Origin of the sequence: Paraburkholderia sp. UCT70, from assembly GCF_050434085.1 — a bacterium.
Lineage (GTDB): Bacteria > Pseudomonadota > Gammaproteobacteria > Burkholderiales > Burkholderiaceae > Paraburkholderia > Paraburkholderia tuberum.
The window spans coordinates 1,360,167-1,379,232 of sequence record NZ_JBNPVZ010000002.1 but is presented as its reverse complement, the minus strand read 5'-3'; the positions used below and the strand labels follow the sequence as shown (position 1 = coordinate 1,379,232).

Annotated in this window: 19 protein-coding genes and 2 pseudogenes; 9 read left to right on the top strand and 12 right to left on the bottom strand. The window is 66.7% G+C overall.

Features of this window, described 5'->3' with window-relative positions:
• Positions 1–105 precede the first annotated feature (105 nt).
• The 7 genes from pcaF to OKW41_RS08640 all read right to left on the bottom strand — a co-directional run bounded on the left by pcaF (position 106) and on the right by OKW41_RS08640 (position 7,201).
• Positions 106–1,308: a 3-oxoadipyl-CoA thiolase gene (gene pcaF / locus OKW41_RS08670; RefSeq protein WP_429572194.1), complete on the bottom strand. Its 1,203-nt coding sequence runs from the start codon at positions 1,306–1,308 to the stop codon at positions 106–108.
• 364 nt (positions 1,309–1,672) lie between these two features.
• Positions 1,673–2,653 carry a D-erythronate dehydrogenase gene (denD, locus tag OKW41_RS08665; RefSeq protein ID WP_429572193.1) on the bottom strand — a complete coding sequence of 327 codons (981 nt, stop codon included), beginning with the start codon at positions 2,651–2,653 and terminating at the stop codon, positions 1,673–1,675.
• A gap of 33 nt (positions 2,654–2,686) precedes the next feature.
• A complete protein-coding gene (gene otnI / locus OKW41_RS08660) occupies positions 2,687–3,487 on the bottom strand; it encodes a 2-oxo-tetronate isomerase (protein WP_429572192.1) in 801 nt (266 codons plus the stop codon).
• Positions 3,488–3,548: 61 nt separating this feature from the next.
• The gene (locus OKW41_RS08655) at positions 3,549–4,211 is read right to left on the bottom strand and encodes an aldolase (protein WP_429572191.1); all 663 of its coding nucleotides are present in this window, start codon (positions 4,209–4,211) and stop codon (positions 3,549–3,551) included.
• Positions 4,208–5,521 (bottom strand): 3-oxo-tetronate kinase, encoded by a 1,314-nt coding sequence (otnK, locus tag OKW41_RS08650; RefSeq protein WP_429572190.1) that lies wholly within the window; start codon positions 5,519–5,521, stop codon positions 4,208–4,210. Before otnK ends, OKW41_RS08655 begins: the two co-directional genes overlap by 4 nt.
• A gap of 14 nt (positions 5,522–5,535) precedes the next feature.
• Positions 5,536–6,426, bottom strand: coding sequence for an L-threonate dehydrogenase (gene ltnD, locus OKW41_RS08645; protein WP_429565129.1), 891 nt, complete (start codon positions 6,424–6,426; stop codon positions 5,536–5,538).
• A 70-nt stretch (positions 6,427–6,496) separates the two neighbouring features.
• Positions 6,497–7,201, bottom strand: a complete 705-nt coding sequence (locus tag OKW41_RS08640) for a FadR/GntR family transcriptional regulator (protein ID WP_429572189.1) — start codon at positions 7,199–7,201, stop codon at positions 6,497–6,499.
• Between the two features lie 243 nt (positions 7,202–7,444).
• Here OKW41_RS08640 and OKW41_RS08635 point away from each other — a divergent pair, with 243 nt between their 5' ends.
• Entirely contained in the window at positions 7,445–8,269 is an 825-nt protein-coding gene (locus OKW41_RS08635) for an IclR family transcriptional regulator (RefSeq protein ID WP_018424811.1), read from the top strand.
• Positions 8,270–8,353: 84 nt separating this feature from the next.
• Here the strand turns inward: OKW41_RS08635 and OKW41_RS08630 are convergent, their stop codons facing one another.
• The gene (locus tag OKW41_RS08630; protein ID WP_429572188.1) at positions 8,354–9,544 is read right to left on the bottom strand and encodes a M20 aminoacylase family protein; all 1,191 of its coding nucleotides are present in this window, start codon (positions 9,542–9,544) and stop codon (positions 8,354–8,356) included.
• 111 nt (positions 9,545–9,655) lie between these two features.
• On the opposite strand from OKW41_RS08630, the gene OKW41_RS08625 reads away from it, so the two are divergent.
• A complete protein-coding gene (locus OKW41_RS08625; protein WP_184039306.1) occupies positions 9,656–10,564 on the top strand; it encodes a LysR family transcriptional regulator in 909 nt (302 codons plus the stop codon).
• 15 nt (positions 10,565–10,579) lie between these two features.
• Here OKW41_RS08625 and phnN read toward each other — a convergent pair whose 3' ends face one another.
• The 3 genes and pseudogenes from phnN to phnF form a co-directional block, all read right to left on the bottom strand.
• Entirely contained in the window at positions 10,580–11,131 is a 552-nt protein-coding gene (gene phnN, locus OKW41_RS08620) for a phosphonate metabolism protein/1,5-bisphosphokinase (PRPP-forming) PhnN (protein WP_429446269.1), read from the bottom strand.
• Positions 11,128–11,904: a DUF1045 domain-containing protein gene (locus OKW41_RS08615; protein ID WP_429572187.1), complete on the bottom strand. Its 777-nt coding sequence runs from the start codon at positions 11,902–11,904 to the stop codon at positions 11,128–11,130. Before OKW41_RS08615 ends, phnN begins: the two co-directional genes overlap by 4 nt.
• Positions 11,901–12,660, bottom strand: a pseudogene (gene phnF, locus OKW41_RS08610) (phosphonate metabolism transcriptional regulator PhnF). The gene OKW41_RS08615 and the pseudogene phnF overlap by 4 nt, the downstream one beginning before the upstream one ends.
• Before the next feature lie 179 nt (positions 12,661–12,839).
• Here phnF and phnG point away from each other — a divergent pair.
• Genes phnG through OKW41_RS08575 form a run of 7 tightly spaced genes read left to right on the top strand, consistent with a single transcriptional unit; the run spans position 12,840 to position 18,759 of the window.
• The gene (phnG, locus tag OKW41_RS08605) at positions 12,840–13,355 is read left to right on the top strand and encodes a phosphonate C-P lyase system protein PhnG (protein WP_429572186.1); all 516 of its coding nucleotides are present in this window, start codon (positions 12,840–12,842) and stop codon (positions 13,353–13,355) included.
• Positions 13,355–13,966 carry a phosphonate C-P lyase system protein PhnH gene (phnH, locus tag OKW41_RS08600; protein WP_429572185.1) on the top strand — a complete coding sequence of 204 codons (612 nt, stop codon included), beginning with the start codon at positions 13,355–13,357 and terminating at the stop codon, positions 13,964–13,966. The genes phnG and phnH overlap by 1 nt, the downstream gene beginning before the upstream one ends.
• Positions 13,966–15,102 (top strand): carbon-phosphorus lyase complex subunit PhnI, encoded by a 1,137-nt coding sequence (locus tag OKW41_RS08595; protein ID WP_429334172.1) that lies wholly within the window; start codon positions 13,966–13,968, stop codon positions 15,100–15,102. The genes phnH and OKW41_RS08595 overlap by 1 nt, the downstream gene beginning before the upstream one ends.
• A complete protein-coding gene (locus OKW41_RS08590) occupies positions 15,099–16,037 on the top strand; it encodes an alpha-D-ribose 1-methylphosphonate 5-phosphate C-P-lyase PhnJ (protein ID WP_429572184.1) in 939 nt (312 codons plus the stop codon). The genes OKW41_RS08595 and OKW41_RS08590 overlap by 4 nt, the downstream gene beginning before the upstream one ends.
• Positions 16,034–16,804 (top strand): phosphonate C-P lyase system protein PhnK, encoded by a 771-nt coding sequence (gene phnK, locus OKW41_RS08585; RefSeq protein ID WP_429446261.1) that lies wholly within the window; start codon positions 16,034–16,036, stop codon positions 16,802–16,804. Before OKW41_RS08590 ends, phnK begins: the two co-directional genes overlap by 4 nt.
• 8 nt (positions 16,805–16,812) lie before the next feature.
• Entirely contained in the window at positions 16,813–17,589 is a 777-nt protein-coding gene (gene phnL, locus OKW41_RS08580) for a phosphonate C-P lyase system protein PhnL (protein ID WP_429572183.1), read from the top strand.
• A 36-nt stretch (positions 17,590–17,625) separates the two neighbouring features.
• Positions 17,626–18,759, top strand: a complete 1,134-nt coding sequence (locus tag OKW41_RS08575; RefSeq protein ID WP_429354154.1) for an alpha-D-ribose 1-methylphosphonate 5-triphosphate diphosphatase — start codon at positions 17,626–17,628, stop codon at positions 18,757–18,759.
• Positions 18,760–18,785: 26 nt separating this feature from the next.
• Here OKW41_RS08575 and OKW41_RS08570 read toward each other — a convergent pair.
• Positions 18,786–19,013: pseudogene (locus OKW41_RS08570) on the bottom strand (GntR family transcriptional regulator); the annotation flags it as partial.
• Between the last annotated feature and the right edge of the window lie 53 nt (positions 19,014–19,066).

Below are 19,066 nucleotides of genomic sequence, written 5' to 3'. Positions count from 1 at the left end.
AGGGCCGGCGTGTCTCGACGCCGGCCCTTCTGCTTTTCACTATTCAGCTTGCGCGGAGACCCGCATAGCGCGGGGACCGAAGCTCGCGCTAAACCAACTCACGCATCACACGCGCTCGATCGCGATCGCGATGCCTTGGCCGACGCCGATACACATCGTGCACAGCGCGAAGCGGCCCTGCGCGCGTTGCAGCTGATACGTCGCGGTCGTCACCAGACGCGCGCCGCTCATGCCGAGCGGGTGGCCGAGCGCAATCGCGCCGCCGTTCGGGTTCACGCGGGGATCGTCGTCGGCAACGCCGAGGGCGCGCAGCACCGCGATACCTTGCGAGGCGAACGCTTCGTTCAGTTCGATCACGTCGAACTGGTCGATCTTCATGCCCAGACGCGCGAGCAGCTTCTGCGTGGCGGGTGCCGGGCCGATGCCCATCACGCGCGGCTCGACTCCGGCGGTGGCCACACCGAGCACGCGGGCGCGCGGCGTGAGGCCGAAGCGCTTCGCGGTCTCTTCATTGGCAAGCAGCAACGCCGCCGCGCCGTCGTTCACGCCCGATGCGTTACCGGCCGTAACCGTGCCGTCCGGACGCACGACGCCCTTCAGCTTCGCGAGCGTTTCGAGGCTCGTTTCGCGCGGATGCTCGTCCTCCATGACCGTGATGGGATCGCCCTTCTTCTGCGCGATCGTCACGCCGACGATCTCCTGCGCGAGCGTGCCGTCGCGTTGCGCGCGCGCCGCCTTCTGCTGGCTGCGCAGCGCGAATGCGTCCTGGTCGGCGCGGCTGATGTTGTAGTCGGTCGCGACGTTTTCGCCGGTTTCCGGCATCGAGTCGACGCCGTACAGCTTCTTCATCAGCGGATTCACGAAACGCCAGCCGATCGTCGTGTCGTAGACCTCGTTCTGACGCGAGAACGCGCTGGTCGCCTTGGGCATCACGAACGGCGCGCGGCTCATACTTTCGACGCCACCGGCAATCATCAGCGCGGCCTCGCCCGACTTGATCGCGCGCGCGGCGATGCCGACCGCATCCATGCCCGAGCCGCACAGACGGTTGACCGTCGAGCCCGGCACGTCCTTCGGCAGACCCGCGAGCAGCAGCGACATGCGCGCGACGTTGCGGTTGTCGTCACCGGCCTGGTTGGCGCAGCCGTAGATGACGTCGTCGATCGCGGTCCAGTCGACGTTCTTGTTGCGCTCCATCAGCGCCTTGAGCGGCACCGCGCCCAGATCGTCGGCGCGCACCGACGACAGCGAACCCGCATAACGGCCAATGGGGGTGCGAATCGCGTCGCACAGGAATGCTTCGGTCATGGGATGTCTCCAGTTGAGATGCTGCGTGCGCTGCGCCTCGGCCGGCCTTGCACCGATGACGCCGGTTCGATGCGCCGAGGCATCGGCCCGGGGGCCAACGGCCGCGGGCGGGAGGCGGCAAAACGGCGGCGTCGCGGCGGCCGTCACGTCGGAGCAGCTTAGCGCAAGATCGTGAACGATGGGCTTGGGATTGACGACCGATACGGCTGCCGCCCCTTCTTCGCCCTGCCTCATGTTCTATATACGAACACAAGGTCATATATCGAACAAAACAGCCTCGATAATAGGCGGGGGCGCGAAAGCATGTCAAGCACGGCCGCAGCCGTGCCAGGCGACACCAGGGAATACGCGGAGGGGGTGATCTTCAGTGAACTTCGATTCCTTCATCGGCGATGTAGCCGCGAATCACGTCCGCGAAACTGCGCTCGGTCGCGAGCCCGAGCCGTTCGGCGCGCGACGTATCCCACGCGCCCGGCCAGCTCCCGACGATCTTCTCGATACGCTCGTCGGGCTGCCGCACAATGCGGTTTGCGACCGCCTCGCCCGCGACCTCGCGCAGTGCCGCGATCATCTCGTCGACGCTGACCGACAAGCCCGGCAGGTTCAGCACGCGTTGCTTGCCAAGCGCGGCGCCATCGAGTTCGAGGCCGGCGATAAGACTCTCGATCGCCTTGCGCGGCGACAGCAACCACAGCCGCGTCGAACCGGCGACCGGACACACGGCCTCCTCGCCATTGAGCGGCTCGCGGACGATGCCGCTCGCGAACGACGACGCCGCCGCATTCGGCCGCCCCGGCCGCACGCTGATGGTCGGCAGCCGCAGCACGCGGCCGTCGACGAAACCGCGCCGCGAATATTCGTTGAGCAGCAGCTCCGCGATAGCCTTCTGCGCGCCGTACGACGACTGCGGATTGAGCGCGGTGTCGTCCTGCACGACTGCAGGCAGATCGCCACCGTAGACCGCGACCGAACTGGTGAACACGACGCGCGGTCGGTGCCCGCGCTGCCGGCAGATTTCGAGCAGCAGCCGCGACGCATCGAGATTGATGCGCATGCCGAGATCGAAGTCCGCCTCGGCCTGGCCGCTGACGATCGCAGCGAGATGAAAGATCACCGAGGTTTGATCATCGATCACGCGTTCGAGCACACTGCGCTCCGCGATATCGCCGACTTCGGTGCGCACGCGCGCATCGCCGAAATCGTGTGCACGCACGACGTCGAGCAACACGAGACCGGTAATCGCTTGCGGTGCGCCGTGCGCATCTTTCAGTGCGCCGCGCGTGAGCAGCTCGCGCGCGAGACGCTGGCCGAGAAAACCGGCACCGCCTGTGATCAGTACTCTCATGGTTACGTGTCCGTCAGTGGTTGTCGGAAAGAGTCAACGCCCCGCATCGAGATAAGGCTTCAGCCAGCCAAGCCCCGCCGAGGTCCCCGCGCGCGGCCGGTATTCGCAGCCGATGTAGCCGTCGTAGCCGAGCGCATCGATCAGATCGAACAGGTACGGGTAGTTCAGCTCACCGATGTCGGGCTCGTGCCGCTCGGGCACACCCGCAACCTGGATGTGACCGATGCCGGCCATATCGCGTTTGAGCTTCATCGCGAGATCGCCCTCGACGATCTGGCAGTGATAGCAATCGAACTGCACCTTCAGATTCGGCGCGCCGACTTCGGCGCAGATCGCTTGCGCGTCGTCCTGTCGATTGAGGAAATAGCCGGGCATGTCGCGCGTATTGATCGGCTCGATGACGACCGTGATCTGTTCGGCTTGCGTGGTCCGCGCGGCATAGGCGAGGTTGTTCAGGTACACGTCGCGTTGTGTTTTGCGCTGCGTTTCGCCCGCTTGATCGCCGGCGATCAACCCCGCCATCACATGCAGCTTGCGATTGCCGAGCACGCGCGCGTACTCGAGTGCCGTGTCGATGCCGCGGCGGAACTCGTCCTCACGGCCCGGCAACGACGCAAGGCCGCGCTCGCCGCCGCTCCAGTCGCCGGGTGGCGCATTGAACAGCGCCTGCGTGAGGCCATGCGCGTCGAGCCGCGCCTTCAGCTCGCCCGTGCGGAACTCGTAGGGAAACAGGAATTCGACCGCGTTGAAGCCGTCGCGCGCGGCGGCGGCGAAGCGATCGAGGAACGCGTGCTCGTTGTACATCATCGACAGATTGGCGGCGAAGCGAGGCATGGCGGCAGCTCCTTCAAGACAGTGCGATACGGTGCGCGGCGTTCATCGGTCATGCGCGCTGCTACCAGCGCGCGCCGAACGCGGCACGGAGTTCTTCGATCGCGGCGGCGTCGAGTGGCGCGGGCCGCGGATTCGTCATCAGCCACAGGCGCGCGGTCTCCTCGAGTTCTTCGAGCGCATACGACGCGTGCGCGACCGAGCGCTCCCACACTACCGGCCCCAGACGTTCGAGCAACACCGCGCGCACTCGATCGGCCAGCGCAGCGATCTGCGCGGCCACTCGGGGATCACCCGGGCGTTGGTAGCGAATCAGTGGTACGTGGCCCACTTTCATCACGTAGTACGGTGTGATCGGCGGCAGCACGTCCGCTTCGCTCCACACGCCCGCGAGCGTCAATGCGACCAGATGCGTCGAATGGGTATGGACGATGCCGCGCGCCTCGCCGTTGCGCGCATAGATACCGCGATGCAGCGCCAGCGTTTTCGACGGCTTGCCGCCCGACACCGCGTGACCGTTTGCATCGACCTTCGCGATGTCGGTGGGATCGAGGCGGCCGAGGCACGCGTCGGTCGGGGTGATCAGCCAGCCGTCGTCGAGCCGCGCGCTGATGTTGCCGGCGCTGCCGACCGTATAGCCGCGTTGATACAGGCTCGCGCCGACCGCGCAGATTTCCTCGCGAACGCGCGCTTCGGCGCAGGTGTGAAGTGCCGGTGCGTCGCTCATTGCGCGGCTCCGTCGAGATGGCGCAGGGCCTTGTCGAAGAAGTCCGTGGCGCCGAAATTGCCGGATTTCAGCGCGAGTGCGAGCGGTTCCGCTTCGGTCGTCGCCGTGGCCGGCACGCCCGGATCGATCTGCGCGCCGATGCGCAGCATGCGCACGTCGAGCGCCTGCACGACGGCGCCCGAGGTCTCGCCGCCCGCGACGACGAACTTGCGCACACCCCGTTCGCGCAGACCGCGCGCAATCGCCGCCAACGTCTTCTCCACCAGAAGCCCGGCCTCGTTGACGCCGAGTTCGCGCTGCACGGCCTGCACTTCGTCGGGCGATGCAGTCGCATAGACCAGCACCGCTTCCGCGTGCACGAAACGCTGTTGTGCGAACGCGAGCGCCTCGCCGACGACGTCCTCGCCGCGCGCCGCCGCGAGCGGATCGATGCGGAACGCGGGCCGTGTCGCGCACCAGGCGGCGACCTGCGCGTTGGTCGCCGTCGACGCACTGCCCGCGAGCACCGCCGACAAACCTTCTATACGCGGCAATTGCGCGGCATGGGTTTGCTCGCCGAGCAGACCCGCGCGCCGGAAGTTGGCGGGCAGACCAAGCGCGACGCCGGAGCCGCCGGTGATCAGCGCGAGATCCGCGCAGGCCGCGCCGAGCGTGTGCAAATCGGCGTCGGACACCGCATCGGCAATCGCGATGCGCACGCCGTCGGCGCGCAACGCGGCGAATGCGGCACGCACGGCCGCATCGCCTTGCGCGAGCTGGTCGTAACGCACGAGCCCGACCTTCGATTGCGTTTGCCGCCGCAGCACGCGCACGAGGTTCGCGTCGCGCATCGGCGTCAGCGGATGGTTTTCCATGCCCGACTCGTTCAGCAGCGCATCGCCGACGAACAGATGACCGCGAAAAATCGCGCGGCCGTTCTCGGGAAACGCGGGACACGCGATCGTGAACGACGCGCGCTCAGCGAACTCGGTGGACAGCGCATTCAGCAACGCATCGGTCACCGGGCCGATGTTGCCCGCATCGGTCGAATCGAAGGTCGAGCAGTACTTGAAGAAGAATTGCCGGCACCCTTGCGCGCGCAGCCAGGCGAGCGCGGCCAGCGATTGCGCGACCGCGTCGGCGGCCGGGATCGTGCGCGACTTCAGCGCGACGACGAGCGCGTCGGCGCCGAGCGCTGCGTTGGAGGTGGGCACGCCTATCGTCTGCACCGTGCGCATGCCGCCGCGCACGAGCATGTTGGCGAGATCGGTGGCGCCGGTGAAGTCGTCGGCGATGCAGCCGAGCAGCGCGGGTTTCGTTTGAGCCGTCATGACCTCTCCCTCGCCTATTGCTTCGTCGGCAATTCGATGCCTGGGAAAATCTTCACGACCGCCGAGTCGTCTTCGCCACCGTGGCCCGCCGTCGACGCCATCATGAACATCTGATGCGCGGCCGCCGACAGCGGCAGCGGAAACTTTGTGCGACGCGCGGTATCGAGCACGAGGCCGAGGTCCTTGACGAAAATATCGACCGCCGACAGCGGCGTGTAGTCGCCCGCGAGAATGTGCGGCACGCGGTTCTCGAACATCCACGAATTGCCCGCGCTGTGCGTGATCACGTCGTACAGCGCGTCCGGGTCGACACCTTCGCGCAGGCCGAGCGCCATTGCCTCGGCGGCCACCGCGATATGCACGCCGGCCAGCAGCTGGTTGATGATCTTCACCTTCGAGCCTGCGCCATGCGTGGCGCCAAGCCGATACACGTTGCCGGCGATCGCGGCGAGCACGTCTTCGCACGCGGCATAAGCGGCCGCGGGACCGGACGTCATCATCGTCATCTCGCCCGACGCCGCGCGCGCCGCGCCGCCCGACACCGGCGCATCGAGCATCTGCAGACCGGCCGCCTCGACGCGCTTGCCGAGATCGCTCGCGAACTCCGGCGCGACCGTGGCACTCGCGATCACGACGCCGCCCGGCTTCATGGCCGCGAGCGCGCCGTGCTCACCGAACAGCACGGCCTCGGTTTGCGCCGCATTCACGACCAGCGTAATCACGACCTCGCATTGCGCGCCGAGCTCCGCGGGCGTCGCACAGCCGATGCCCCCTTCATCGACGAACGCCTGCAGCGCGTCGCGCCGCAAGTCGCACGCGTGGACCCTGAAGCCCGCACGCAACAGCGAGCGCGCGACGCCGAGCCCCATGGCCCCCAAACCAATGACACCGACATTTCTCGACATGCATGACCTCTATGGATTGGTGCCGCATTCGTGGGTTCGCGCGTCGGAATCACCGCGCGCCTTCAGCGCGTCAGACGATGCCCGCCTCGGCAAGCCGCCGCGCGGCGTTGTACAGATGCGTCTGGGCGGCATTGCGCGCCGCCATCGGATCGCCGGCGCGAATCGCCGCCTCGATCGCCGCGTGCTCCTCGCGCACCTGCCGCGAGAAGTCCTCGCGCAGCGCCTCGTTGCGGCGCGTGACGAGCGTGCCCGCTTCGAGGTACTGATTGAGGAACGTCAGCGTCTTCAGGAAATACGGATTGCCCGTAGCCGCCGCGATCGCGCGATGAAACGCGACGTCTTCGGCGACGCCGTCTTCGCCATTGCCGACCGCGCGCTCGATGCGCGCGAGCGCGGCGTCGATCGCGGCCATGTCGGCATCGCTGCGGCGCATCGCGGCTTCCGACGCGACCTCCGCCTCGATCGCGCGACGCAGCGCGAGGATCTGCACGACCGAGCCCGGCTCCACGGCTTCCGCGTAGTCGATTCGCAGCGGGCGGATCGCGCCGTGCCCGGCGACGAACACGCCACTGCCCTGGCGCGGCTCGACCACCCCCTCGTTCTTCAGTCGCGACAGCGCCTCGCGAATCACCGTGCGGCTTACGCCGAACTGCTGCGCGAGCACGGCTTCGGTCGGCAGCCTGGCGCCGCGCGCAAAGGTGCCCTTGTCGATCTGCTTCAGCAGTTGCTGCGCGACTGTGTCGCTCAAAGCGCGCGCGGGAATCTTGTCGAACATGGCGGATCGGTTGGACAGGGTGTCGCGAACTAGTCAGGTTATCGGGTCATCATACAAATTTGGAGTAGACATCGTATCCGCGCAAACCCTGGGTTTTTGCACGAATCGGCGTTATTTGGCGAAATAGAAGGCTTAAGCTATCGTCTCGCCTTTGCGCCGCAACGCAAAACGCGGCGCCGCATCGAAACGAACGCGCGTCGCGCGTCCTTCGCGCGCACTCTTCCGAACCCACGATCAAGGTCCATGAGCAAAGCCCTGCCGCCGTCTTCCGTCGCGCCCGCCAACGCCGAACCGGCCCCGGAGAAACCGGGCGACTCGTACGTGCAGTCGTTCGCGCGTGGCCTCGCGGTCATCCGCGCGTTCGACGCGACGCGGCCTGAACAGACGCTCACCGACGTCGCCGCGGCGACTGGCCTCACGCGCGCCGGCGCGCGCCGGATCCTGCTGACGCTGCAAACACTCGGCTATGTGGAAGCCGAGGGACGCCTGTTCCGTCTGACGCCGAAGATTCTCGACCTCGGCTTCGCGTATCTGACCTCGATGCCGTTCTGGAATCTCGCCGAACCGGTGATGGAAAGCCTGTCGGCGCAGGTGCACGAAAGCTGCTCCGCGGCCGTGCTCGATCGCACCGAGATCGTCTACGTGCTGCGGGTGCCGACTCACAAGATCATGACGATCAACCTGTCGATCGGCAGCCGCCTGCCCGCGTACTGCACGTCGATGGGCCGCGTGCTGCTTGCCTCGCTCGACGACGAGACGCTCGACGCGACGCTGAACTCGACGCCGCTCTACGCGCACACGCCGCGCACCGTCACCGACAAGCAAGAGTTGAAGAAGCTGATCGAGCAGGTGCGTCGCCAGGGGTGGGCGATCGTCGATCAGGAGCTCGAAGGCGGCTTGATTTCGCTGTCCGCGCCGATTCGCAATCGCCAGGGCCGCGTGATCGCTGCGATGAACATCAGCGGCAACGCACAGCGCAATTCGGCCAAACAGATGGTGAAGGCGTTCCTGGAACCGCTGCAGCGAGCCGCGCAGACAGTCTCGGAGATGGTCGCGCGGCGCGGCTAATGAACGCTTCGTGGCTCTGGCCGCGCGGTGATGAGCAGCCGGGCGCGCACGCTTCGTGCGCGCCGCGGCGTGTGCATCAAGCGCTCACTGCGCGAGATAGCGCTCCACCAACCGCGCCCAGAACGCCGCGCCGATCGGCAGACTGCGGTCGTTGAAGTCGTAGTGCGGGTTGTGCACCATGCAGCCGTCCTCGCCGACGCCATTGCCAATGCGCAGGAACGTGCCCGGCCGCTTCTGCAGCATGAATGCGAAGTCCTCGCTGCCCATCAGGATGTCGGTCTGCTCGACCACCTTGTCGTCGCCCACCAGTTCGCGCGCGACCTGCACCGCGAAATCCGTTTCTGCATCCGTATTGATGACGACCGGATAGCCTTCGATGTACTCGACGTGCGCTTTGCCGCCATAGCTCGCGGCCTGCGACTCGGCCAGTTCGGTGATGCGCTTCTTCAGCAACGCGCGTACCTCGGGGCTGAACGAGCGCACGCTGAGTTCGAGCCGCGCGCTGCTGGAAATCACGTTGTTCGCGGTGCCCGCGTGCATCGAGCCGACCGTCACCACGGCGGGCTGCGACGGATCGACGTTGCGCGCGACGATCGTTTGCAGCGCCATCACGATGCTCGCGGCGACCACGACCGGATCGACGGTCAGATGCGGACGCGCCGCATGGCCGCCGACGCCTTCGATCGTGATGATCGCCTTGTCGCCCGCCGACATGAACGGTCCTCTGCGGAACAGCAACACGCCCGGCTCGGCTCCCGGATGGTTGTGCAGGCCGAACACGGCGTCGCACGGGAAGCGCTCGAACAGGCCGTCGTTGATCATCTTCAGCGCACCGCTGTCGATGCCGCTTTCCTCGGCCGGCTGGAAATACAAATGCACGGTGCCCGAGAAATTGCGCGTGGCCGCGAGACGTTGCGCGGCGCCGAGCAGGATCGTGGTGTGACCGTCGTGGCCGCACGCGTGCATCTTGCCGTGGGTGCCGCTCGCGTATGGCAGGCCGGTCTGTTCGATGATCGGCAACGCGTCCATGTCCGCGCGAATGCCGATGCTGCGCTTGCCGTCACCCTCTTTCAGCGTGCCGACCACGCCGGTCTTGCCGACCCCACGCGTGACCTGCCAGCCCCACTGTTCGAGTTTTTCCGCGACGAGCGCCGCGGTCTGCACTTCCTCGTACGCGAGTTCCGGATGGTGGTGAATGTGATGGCGAATCTCGCGCAGGCTCGCGGCAGCGGGTTCCAGATCGGACACTTCGGTCAAACGCGGGGTCTCGTTCATAGTTTGTATGGCTCCAGTGAGTAGCCTCGCACTATAGCCACGCTGTTTTGTTCGAATAAGATGCTATTTTTTTCACCCTGATTAACGGGTCTTATATACGGGGTTACCCTTATGAAGCTGCAGCAGTTGCAGGCCTTCGTCGCCGCCGCGCATCACCGCAGTCTGCGCGCCGCCGCGCGTGAGCTTGGCGTCACGCAGCCGGCCGTCACGCATACGATTCGCGAGCTGGAAAGCGCGCTCAACGCCGAGCTGATGGTGCGCAGCGTGCGCGGCATCGAGCTGACCGCGTGCGGGCTCGCGCTGTTGCCGCGCGCCGAGCAGTTGCTCGGCGACATGCGCCGCACGGTCGAGGCCGTCGAGCAGGTGAAGGGCGAACTGGCCGGCAAGGTCAGCGTCGGCACGATGCCGTCGCTGGCGCTGACGGTACTGCCGCATGCGGTGTCGAGCTTTCGCGAGCGGATGCCGCTCGTGAGTCTGCATCTGGAGGAAGTGACGGTGCCCGACGCGCTCGCGCGTCTGCGCAACGGCGCGCTCGATCTCGCGGCAATCCATCACGTTCTGGCATTGGATAACGATCTGGTGCAGGTGCCGCTGTACTCGACGCAGTTCGTCGTCACGATGCGCGCCGGCCATCCGCTCGCGAACGTCACGCGTCTGTCCGAGCTGCTCGATGCCGAGTGGATCGTCACGGTCGGCGCCGATCACTTCCCGCACAGCGTGATGATGGCGATGTTCAGCGCGCACGGCTTGCCGGTACCGAAGCGCTTGCTGCGCGCGCCATCGTCGTTTGCAGTCACGCTCGGGCTCGTATCGCAGACCGACGTGATCAGTTGCTTCACGCGGCCGCTTGCGCAGAGGGTCGCGCCGCTCGGCATTCGCGTCGCACAGATCGAAGACGCGCTGCCGAACTACGATCTGAGCATCATCTCGCGACGCGATCTGCTGCCGACGCCAGCCGTGCAGCAGTTCGTCGCATGTTTGCGGCAGGTGACGCGGGAGCGGATGGGAGCCGTGCAGTAAGGCCGCGTGCTTGCGCTACGCGCTCATCTGCTCCTTGAGCACCGTGATCAATGCGTGCCCCGCTTCTTCGAGCGCGCCGGAGTTGTCGATCGTCGTGCAGCGCACGCCGGCCGGCAACGCAAACGGCGCGCGCCGCGCGAGCCGCGCCGCGACCTGCTCCGACGATTCGCGCGCCCGCGCGCCGAGCCGGGCTTCGAGAATATGCGGCGCGGCGCTCACGTGCACCACTTCCGCGCGTGGATAGCGCGCGAGCGCATGCTGCAGGTACTGCCGCGAGCCGTTGACGACCACCGTGCAGCCGCGCGCGAGCCACGCATCGAGTTCGATGCCGATGCCATAGCGCAGCGAATGGCTCGACCATTCGAGCGCGAACAGGCCAAGCACCGAGCGTGCGGCGAACTCCTCGACGCTTAGTGCAACATGCACCTCGCCATTGCCGCTCGGCCGCGTGATGTAACGATGCGCGAATACGAGCGGCTCCCCGGCGAGCCGCATGCGCGCGAACTGCAGCAGCGAATCCTTGCCCGCGCCCGACGGCCCCATCACATAGATCAAACGCCCAGTCATTGGCTGCTCACCTCGTCTTGCTGCTCGTCAGTGCGATCGCCAGGTTGCGCGCCGTGGCTGAACGGCAGCGGCTGCCATAGCACGAACGGCTCACCCGGCGCCGGCTCGACGAACAGCGCGGCCTGATCGACAGCGAGCGGCCCGAGCGCGGGCGTGCGCTCCCGCCACCATGCGATCAACGTCGCGCGCTCGTCGGCATCGGCGAGCGAACTGGACAACGTCATATGAAAACGGAACTCGTCGAACACATACGGATAGCCCCATTGCAACAGCAACGCACGTTGGCGTTCGCTGAGCGGCGCGGCGAGCCGTCGCTCGAGATCGGCCGCCGACGGCCGCGCGCGCAGCCTGTCGAGCGACTGCAGCGCGTTCGACGCGAGCTCGCCAATGCGCGTCTCGCCATCTGCATCGGCTGGTCGCAACGCGACGAAGTCGCCCAGCGTGGCCGCTTCTACCGGCAACGTGAACGGCCGCTGCGCGAGCGCCCAAGCTCGCGCGGCCGCGAGCACGTCGGGCTGCGTGACGCCGGCGCCGAGCCGGAACGGGGCGACCAGCGTGCCATGCCAGCCATAGCGGCGCGGCGCGTCGGTCAACGCGGCGAGCGGGCGCGTCAGGCCTGGCGGCTGCGGCTGCGGCTGCGGCTGCGCGCGGCGCTCGCCGCTTTGCGCATCGCGGCCGAGCCATGTCGAGCCGGCCTGCCACCACGCCGATTCAACCGACGGCGCGTAGTACAGCGCAAAGCGCGCTTCGGCACTCCATGCGGGGCCGCTCACAGGTCATGCTCCACGAGCAGTTGCACGCGATCGGCCGCGAAATGCGTGAAGCCGTACTTGACCGGCGTGCCCTGCAGATCGACGTCGACGTTCTCGACCCACAGCACCGGCTGCTGACGATTGATGTTGAGCCGCCGCGCGACTTCCGGCTCGGGCAGCACGCTGCCGATGCGGCTCCACTTGCGCAGATAATCGTCCACGCCGAATTCGGCCAGCGCTTTCGTCGTGCCGCCGAGGCGTTGCACGACCTCCGGCAAATCCGGAAAACGCGCGGCCGGATACCAGCTGCGCGCGAACGTGAGCGGCACGCCGTCGGACGCGTTCAGCGATTCGATGCGATAGACCGCCGCGCCCCGCGCGCAGACCCAACGCCTTCGCGACACTGGGCTCGGCCTTCACGCGCGCGGCCGACAGCATCGTGCCCGCGGGCGAGTGGTGTTGTTGACGCAGGTTTTCGGTGAAACGCGTACGGCGGCCGATCGAATAGTCGATCGCGCCGGGCTGCACGAACGTGCCACGCCCCTGCTCGACGCTGACGAGGCCGAGCGCGGCGAGGCCGAGCATCGCGCGGCGCACCGTGTGACGGTTGACGTCGAAGCGCTTCGCCAGCTCACCCTCGCTCGGCAGCCGCCCTTCTTCGCCGAACCCGCTTGCCGTGATCTCTGCGGCGAGAATCTGTTCGATCTGTCTCCAGACGGCCACGCCCGCGCCGCGTTCGAGCGTCGTGGCCGGCGCCGCGCTGTCGTTCGATGTCATGGTGCTGTCATTCCCTTCGGTTCAAATGATCGCCATGACGTGCATTGTAGTGCGCGAGCCGTGATGAAAATATGAATGTCCGCCGCGCACGACAGTCCAGACAACTATGCTTATAAACGTCTAGACGTTTAGATGAATAGATGCTTCAATGCCCACTCGCTGGATCGACAGGAAATCCGATGAGCCCGAGTTCCGTTCCGCCCCATCCACCCTCTCCGCCGTTGCCGGTCGTGTCTTCGGCGGCGCGGCGCGCCTGGATGGCCGTGCTGGCGCGCACGCCGCGCGCCGACCTCGAAGCCGCGCTGCAGCGCGCGCTGCAAGGCCGCGCCACCCCCGCCTACGACTGGCTGCGCCCCCCTGAAATCGGCCTCGCGATGGTGCGCGGGCGCATCGGCGGCAGCGGCGATCCGTTCAATCTCGGCGAAGCCACGGTTACGCGCGCCACGCTGCGTCTGCATGCCAGCGGCGACGCCGAAGCCACCGTCGGCGTGGCCTGCCATCTGGGACGCGACCGCCGTCGCGCCGAACTTGCCGCGCTCGCCGATGCCTTGCTGCAGATGCCCGAGCATCACGACAGCCTGCATCGTCAATTGATCGAACCGTTCGCCGCGCAACAGCAGGCCCGGGGCGCGCAACAGCAACAGGACGTCGCGGCGACGCGCGTCGAATTCTTCACGATGGTGCGAGGCGACTGATGGAACGTTCACCGATTGCGTTGTCCACGCTGACGCCGGGTTTCGCGGACCCCGTCCACGACACCCAGGCCGTGTTTCGCACGCTGCTCGACACATTGTCGCGGCCCGGCACGATCGGCGTGCTCCGCGACGTGCTGCCCGAGTTGCGCAACACGCCGGTCGAACCCGCCGCGTTTGCCGCACTGCTGACGCTCTGCGACTACGCGACGCCGGTGTGGCTCGCGCAGCCTGATCCCGCGCTCGCGTCGGCGTTGCGTTTTCATACCGGCGCGCCGCTCGTCGATGCGCCCGGCAACGCCGCGTTCGTGTATGTGCACGATGCCGACGCGTTGCCGTCGCTCGAAAGCTTCGCGCCCGGCAGCGCCGAGTCACCGGAACAATCGGCCACGTTGCTGATCCGCGTCGACGCGCTGACGGGCGGCGCAGCGGTCACGCTGAGCGGCCCCGGCATTCTGGATGCCGAAACGATTTCGCCGGCCGGTCTTCCCGCGCGGTTCTGGCAAGAACGCGCAATGCTCGCGCCGCTGTTTCCGTGCGGCATCGACTGTTATCTGGTTTGCGGCCCGCGCGTGATCGGCCTGCCGCGCACAACCGAAGCGAAGGTGAACTGATGTACGTTGCCGTCAAAGGTGGAGAACGCGCGATCGAAGCGTCGTGGCGCCTGCTCGACAAAGCGCGCCGCGGCGATACGCGGATCGCCGAACTGAGCGTCGCGCAGATTCGCGAGCAGTTGCGGCTCGCGGTCGCACGCGTGATGACCGAAGGCTCGGTCTACGACGAGGAGCTTGCGGCGCTCGCAATCAAGCAGGCGGCCGGCGATCTGGTCGAGGCGATTTTCCTGCTGCGCGCGTATCGCACCACGTTGCCGCGCTTCGGCTATACGCGCGCCATCGATACCGAAACGATGCAGGTCGAGCGGCGTATCTCGGCGACGTTCAAGGACCTGCCCGGCGGCCAGTTGCTCGGCGCGACCTATGACTACACGCAGCGTCTGCTCGATTTCGCGTTGCTCGCCGATGGTGATGACGCGCGGCAGGACGTGACGCGCGGCAACGCGCCCGTTCCGCAAGAACCGCCAGCGCCAGAATCGATGCCGCGCGTCGTGTCGCTGCTCGACAAGGAAGGCCTGATCGAACAGGAGCGCCCGACACCGGACGGAGCGGAACCCGGCGACCTGTCGCGTGAACCGCTCGCGTTTCCGGCGAGCCGCGCGACGCGTCTGCAAAATCTCGCGCGTGGCGACGAAGGCTTTCTGCTCGCGATGGGCTATGCGACGCAACGCGGCTATGCGCACTCGCATCCGTTCGCGGGCGAGATCCGCTTCGGCACGATCGCGGTCGAGATGGACCTCGACGAACTCGGCGAAGCGGTCGACATCGGCGATATTGACATCACCGAATGCCAGATGATCAATCAGTTCGCGGGCAGCGGCACGGTGCCGCCGACCTTCACGCAGGGCTACGGCCTCGCGTTCGGCCACTCGGAGCGCAAGGCGATGGCGATGGCGCTCGTCGATCGCGCGTTGCGCGCCGAAGAACTCGGCGAGACGCTCGCGTCACCGACGCAGGACATCGAGTTCATGCTGTCGCATAGCGACAACGTCGAGGCGTCGGGCTTCGTGCAGCACCTGAAGCTGCCGCATTACGTCGACTTCCAGGCGGAGCTGGAACTGGTGCGGCGTTTGCGCGCGCAGCATCGCAGCAACGATGAAACAAGCCGCGCCACCGACAAGGAGCAGGCAGCATGAACGCGCCCGACACCGCGGTTGCCAACACCTCATACGACACCGCCGCGCACGGCTACAACTTCGCGTATCTCGACGAGCAGACCAAGCGCATGCTGCGCCGCGCGCTGCTGAAGGCAGTCGCCGTGCCGGGCTACCAGGTGCCGTTCGCGTCGCGCGAAATGCCGCTGCCGTATGGCTGGGGCACCGGCGGCATCCAGGTGACGGCCGCGATCATCGGCAAGACGGACACGCTGAAGGTCATCGATCAGGGCTCCGATGAAACCACCAACGCCGTCAACATCCGCCGCTTCTTCGCGCGCACCACGAGTGTGGCGACCACGCGGCACACGAGCGAAGCGACAATCATCCAGACGCGGCACCGGATTCCCGAAACGCCGCTGACCGAGCGGCAGATCCTCGTCTATCAGGTGCCGATGCCCGAGCCGTTGTACCGGCTCGAGCCGCGCGTCGCCGAATGCAAGAAGCTGCATGGGCTCGCCGATTACGGGCTGATCAGCGTGAAACTGTACGAGGACATCGTGCATCACGGCAGCATCGCGACCACGTACGACTACCCGGTGATCGTCAATCATCGCTATCTGAGCTCGCCGTCGCCGATCCCGAAGTTCGACAATCCGAAGATGCATATGAACGCCGCGCTGCAACTGTTCGGCGCGGGCCGCGAGCGCCGCATTCACGCGATTCCGCCTTATACGCCGGTGCGCAGCCTCGACTTCGACGATCATCCGTTCGAAGTTCAGAAGTGGCAGCACGCGTGTGCGCTGTGCGGATCGAAGGAAAGCTTTCTCGACGAGATGATCGTCGACGATGCGGGCACTCGCATGTTCGTGTGCTCGGACAGCGACTACTGTCACGGGCGGCGCGGCGACGCCGACGGCGCTATCGAAGCGCAAGCGCCGCTGCGCCACGCCACGCGCGAAGGAGAATCCGCATGACGCCGCTTCTGAGCGCACGCGCGCTCACCAAACAATATGGCGGCCGCAACGGTTGCCGCAACGTGAGTTTCGATCTGTATCCGGGCGAAGTGCTGTGCATCGTCGGTGAATCGGGTTCGGGCAAGACCACGCTGCTCAACACGCTGGCGCTGAAGACCGAGGCCGATAGCGGCTCGCTGCACTACACCGCGTCGCATGGCGACTCGCTCGATCTGCGCGCGCTGTCCGAGCCGCGCCGCCGTCTGCTGACGCGCACCGAGTGGGGCTTCGTGCAGCAGAATCCGCGCGATGGCCTGCGCGGCGGCGTATCGGCCGGCGCCAACATCGGCGAGCCGTTGATGGCGGTCGGCGCGCGCCACTACGGCGAGATTCGCCGCACAGCCACACAATGGATGGAGCGCGTCGAGCTCGACCCCACTCGCATCGACGAATTCCCCGCCGCGTTTTCGGGCGGTATGCAGCAACGTCTGCAGATCGCGCGCAATCTCGTCACCGGTCCGCGTCTGGTGTTCATGGACGAACCGACCGCCGGTCTCGACGTGTCCGTGCAGGCGCGTCTGCTCGATTTGCTGCGCACGCTGAGCTCGACGCTGCATCTGTCGGTGCTGATCGTCACGCACGATATCGGCGTCGCGCGTCTGCTCGCGCATCGGCTGATGGTGATGCAGGCGGGCGAAGTCGTCGAGGCGGGTCTGACCGATCAGGTGCTCGACGATCCGCAGCACCCGTATACGCAAACGCTGGTTTCCTCGGTTCTGCCGGTTTGAGGCTCACGATGCAATCCACTGAGGTAGTCATTGACGCAGGCAGCGATGCACGCCACGGCGAGCGCGCTTTCGCCGACAACGCGGCGCTCATGCTGCGCGCCATCGGCATCGGCAAGACTTTCACGCTGCACGGCCAGGGCGGTGTGCGGATCGACGCGCTCGCGAACGTGTCGCTCGAGGTCGAGCGCGGCGAATGCGTGGTGCTGGTCGGGCCGTCGGGTGCGGGCAAGAGCACGCTGCTGCGCTGTCTGTACGGCAACTATCTGGCGAGCAGCGGCTCGATTGCGATTCGCGACACCAGCGATCAGGGTCGGCCCATTGCAATCACCCGTGCCGAACCGCGTGACGTGCTGCGGCTGCGCCGTCGCGTGGTCGGCTATGTGAGCCAGTTTTTGCGCGTGATCCCGCGCGTGCCGACGCTTGCGCTCGTCGCCGAGCCGCTGGTCTTGCGCGGCGTCGCCGAACCTGAAGCCAGCGCGCGCGCCGCTGAATTGCTCGCGCGGCTGAACGTGCCGGAACGTCTGTGGTCCCTCGCGCCCGCGACGTTTTCGGGCGGCGAGCAGCAACGCGTGAACATCGCGCGAGGTTTGATCGCCGAACATCCGCTGCTGCTGCTCGACGAACCGACCGCTTCGCTCGATGCGGAAAATCGCGACGTTGTGGCCGATCTGATTGTCGAGGCGCGCGAGCGCGGCGCGGCGATCGTTGGTATCTTTCACGACGAAGAGACCCGCAACAAGGTCGCGACGCGCCGCCTGGAACTGCGGCCGCCGCTGCGGCACTAAATTGACACCAGTCCCGACTGACTACGGAGCAAGTCGATGTTGATCAGCAACGCTCGCATCGTGACGCGAGACGAAGAATTCATTGGCACCGTGCGCGTGGAAGACGGCGTGATTCGCGACGTCGAACGCGGCGCGGGTTTGGCGCGCGACGCCGAAGACTGGGACGGCGATTATCTGCTGCCCGGTCTGATCGAACTGCATACGGACAACCTCGAGAAGCACCTCGTGCCGCGTCCCGGCGTCGAATGGAATACCGATGCGGCGTTCGTGATCCACGACGCGCAGGTCGCCGCAGCCGGCATCACGACCGTATTCGACGCGCTCGCCATCGGCTCGCGCTCGAGCGTTGGGCTGCGTAACCGCGATGTGCAAACGCAATGCGCCGATTCGCTGCTGCGGCTGTCCACGCGTCGACTGCTGCGCGCCGAGCACTTTCTGCATCTGCGCTGCGAGATTGCGACCGCCGACGTGCTCGAGGTATTCGATTCGCTGTGCGCGCATCCGCTGCTGCGGCTCGCGTCGGTGATGGACCATACGCCGGGCCAGCGCCAATGGCACGATCGCGAGCAATGGCGCCGCTTCCAGGAGCGCAACGGCAAGATGAGCGACGAGCGTGTCGCGAGCACGCTCGCCGAACTCGCGGTCGAACAGGAGCGTTACGCGGATGAGCACCGCCGCGAAATCGTCGCGCGTTGCCGGCGGCTCGGCATTCCGGTCGCGAGCCACGACGACACGCTGATCGAGCACGTCGAACAGGCGAAAGCCGAGGGCATCGTGCTCGCCGAATTCCCGACCACGCGGATCGCCGCGCAAGCCGCGCGCGAGCATGGCATCGCGACGATCATGGGCGCGCCGAACATCGTGCGGGGCGGCTCGCATTCGGGCAACGTGTCGGCGCTCGAACTCGCGCGCGCGGACCTGCTCGACATCCTGTCGTCGGATTACGTGCCGTCGAGCTTGCTGACCGCGGTGTTCGATCTCGTCGAAAAAGCGGGCTGGTCGCTGCCGCGCGCGATGGCAACGGTCTCGGCCGAGCCGGCGCGCACCGCCGGTCTCACGGACCGCGGCGCGATCGAGCCCGGTCTGCGCGCGGATCTCGTGCGCGTGACGATGCTCGACAAGCTGCCGGTGCCGCGCGCGACTTATCGCGCAGGGGTGCGGATCGTTTGAGTGGGCTGGTTGAGCGCGCCTGCGTCTCAGGTCGACAACGGCATACGCTCCGGCTCGTCGGCCTCGAACCACGCGGGATTGCGCTCGGCGATGGAGCCGAGCGACACGAGGATTTCGCGCAGATGGTGGCGCATCGCGTCTTCTGCGGCGCTCGGGTAGTGCGCGCGCCGTCCCGCCAGAATTTTCGCGTGCTGACGAATCAGCAGATCGAGCGGCGACACCTCGGGCAGGCTCAGATAGCGCACGCGGTCCAGCATTCAGAACGACGCTCGATCACGCGTTGCTACTGTTGCAGCAAGAAGGCGCT

Coding starts and splice junctions, on each gene's coding strand:
- pcaF (WP_429572194.1), bottom strand. CDS start 1,308: ATGACCGAAGCATTCCTGTGCGACGCGATTCGCACCCCCATTGGCCGT.
- denD (WP_429572193.1), bottom strand. CDS start 2,653: ATGAGAGTACTGATCACAGGCGGTGCCGGTTTTCTCGGCCAGCGTCTC.
- otnI (WP_429572192.1), bottom strand. CDS start 3,487: ATGCCTCGCTTCGCCGCCAATCTGTCGATGATGTACAACGAGCACGCG.
- OKW41_RS08655 (WP_429572191.1), bottom strand. CDS start 4,211: ATGAGCGACGCACCGGCACTTCACACCTGCGCCGAAGCGCGCGTTCGC.
- otnK (WP_429572190.1), bottom strand. CDS start 5,521: ATGACGGCTCAAACGAAACCCGCGCTGCTCGGCTGCATCGCCGACGAC.
- ltnD (WP_429565129.1), bottom strand. CDS start 6,426: ATGTCGAGAAATGTCGGTGTCATTGGTTTGGGGGCCATGGGGCTCGGC.
- OKW41_RS08640 (WP_429572189.1), bottom strand. CDS start 7,201: ATGTTCGACAAGATTCCCGCGCGCGCTTTGAGCGACACAGTCGCGCAG.
- OKW41_RS08635 (WP_018424811.1), top strand. CDS start 7,445: ATGAGCAAAGCCCTGCCGCCGTCTTCCGTCGCGCCCGCCAACGCCGAA.
- OKW41_RS08630 (WP_429572188.1), bottom strand. CDS start 9,544: ATGAACGAGACCCCGCGTTTGACCGAAGTGTCCGATCTGGAACCCGCT.
- OKW41_RS08625 (WP_184039306.1), top strand. CDS start 9,656: ATGAAGCTGCAGCAGTTGCAGGCCTTCGTCGCCGCCGCGCATCACCGC.
- phnN (WP_429446269.1), bottom strand. CDS start 11,131: ATGACTGGGCGTTTGATCTATGTGATGGGGCCGTCGGGCGCGGGCAAG.
- phnG (WP_429572186.1), top strand. CDS start 12,840: ATGAGCCCGAGTTCCGTTCCGCCCCATCCACCCTCTCCGCCGTTGCCG.
- phnH (WP_429572185.1), top strand. CDS start 13,355: ATGGAACGTTCACCGATTGCGTTGTCCACGCTGACGCCGGGTTTCGCG.
- OKW41_RS08595 (WP_429334172.1), top strand. CDS start 13,966: ATGTACGTTGCCGTCAAAGGTGGAGAACGCGCGATCGAAGCGTCGTGG.
- OKW41_RS08590 (WP_429572184.1), top strand. CDS start 15,099: ATGAACGCGCCCGACACCGCGGTTGCCAACACCTCATACGACACCGCC.
- phnK (WP_429446261.1), top strand. CDS start 16,034: ATGACGCCGCTTCTGAGCGCACGCGCGCTCACCAAACAATATGGCGGC.
- phnL (WP_429572183.1), top strand. CDS start 16,813: ATGCAATCCACTGAGGTAGTCATTGACGCAGGCAGCGATGCACGCCAC.
- OKW41_RS08575 (WP_429354154.1), top strand. CDS start 17,626: ATGTTGATCAGCAACGCTCGCATCGTGACGCGAGACGAAGAATTCATT.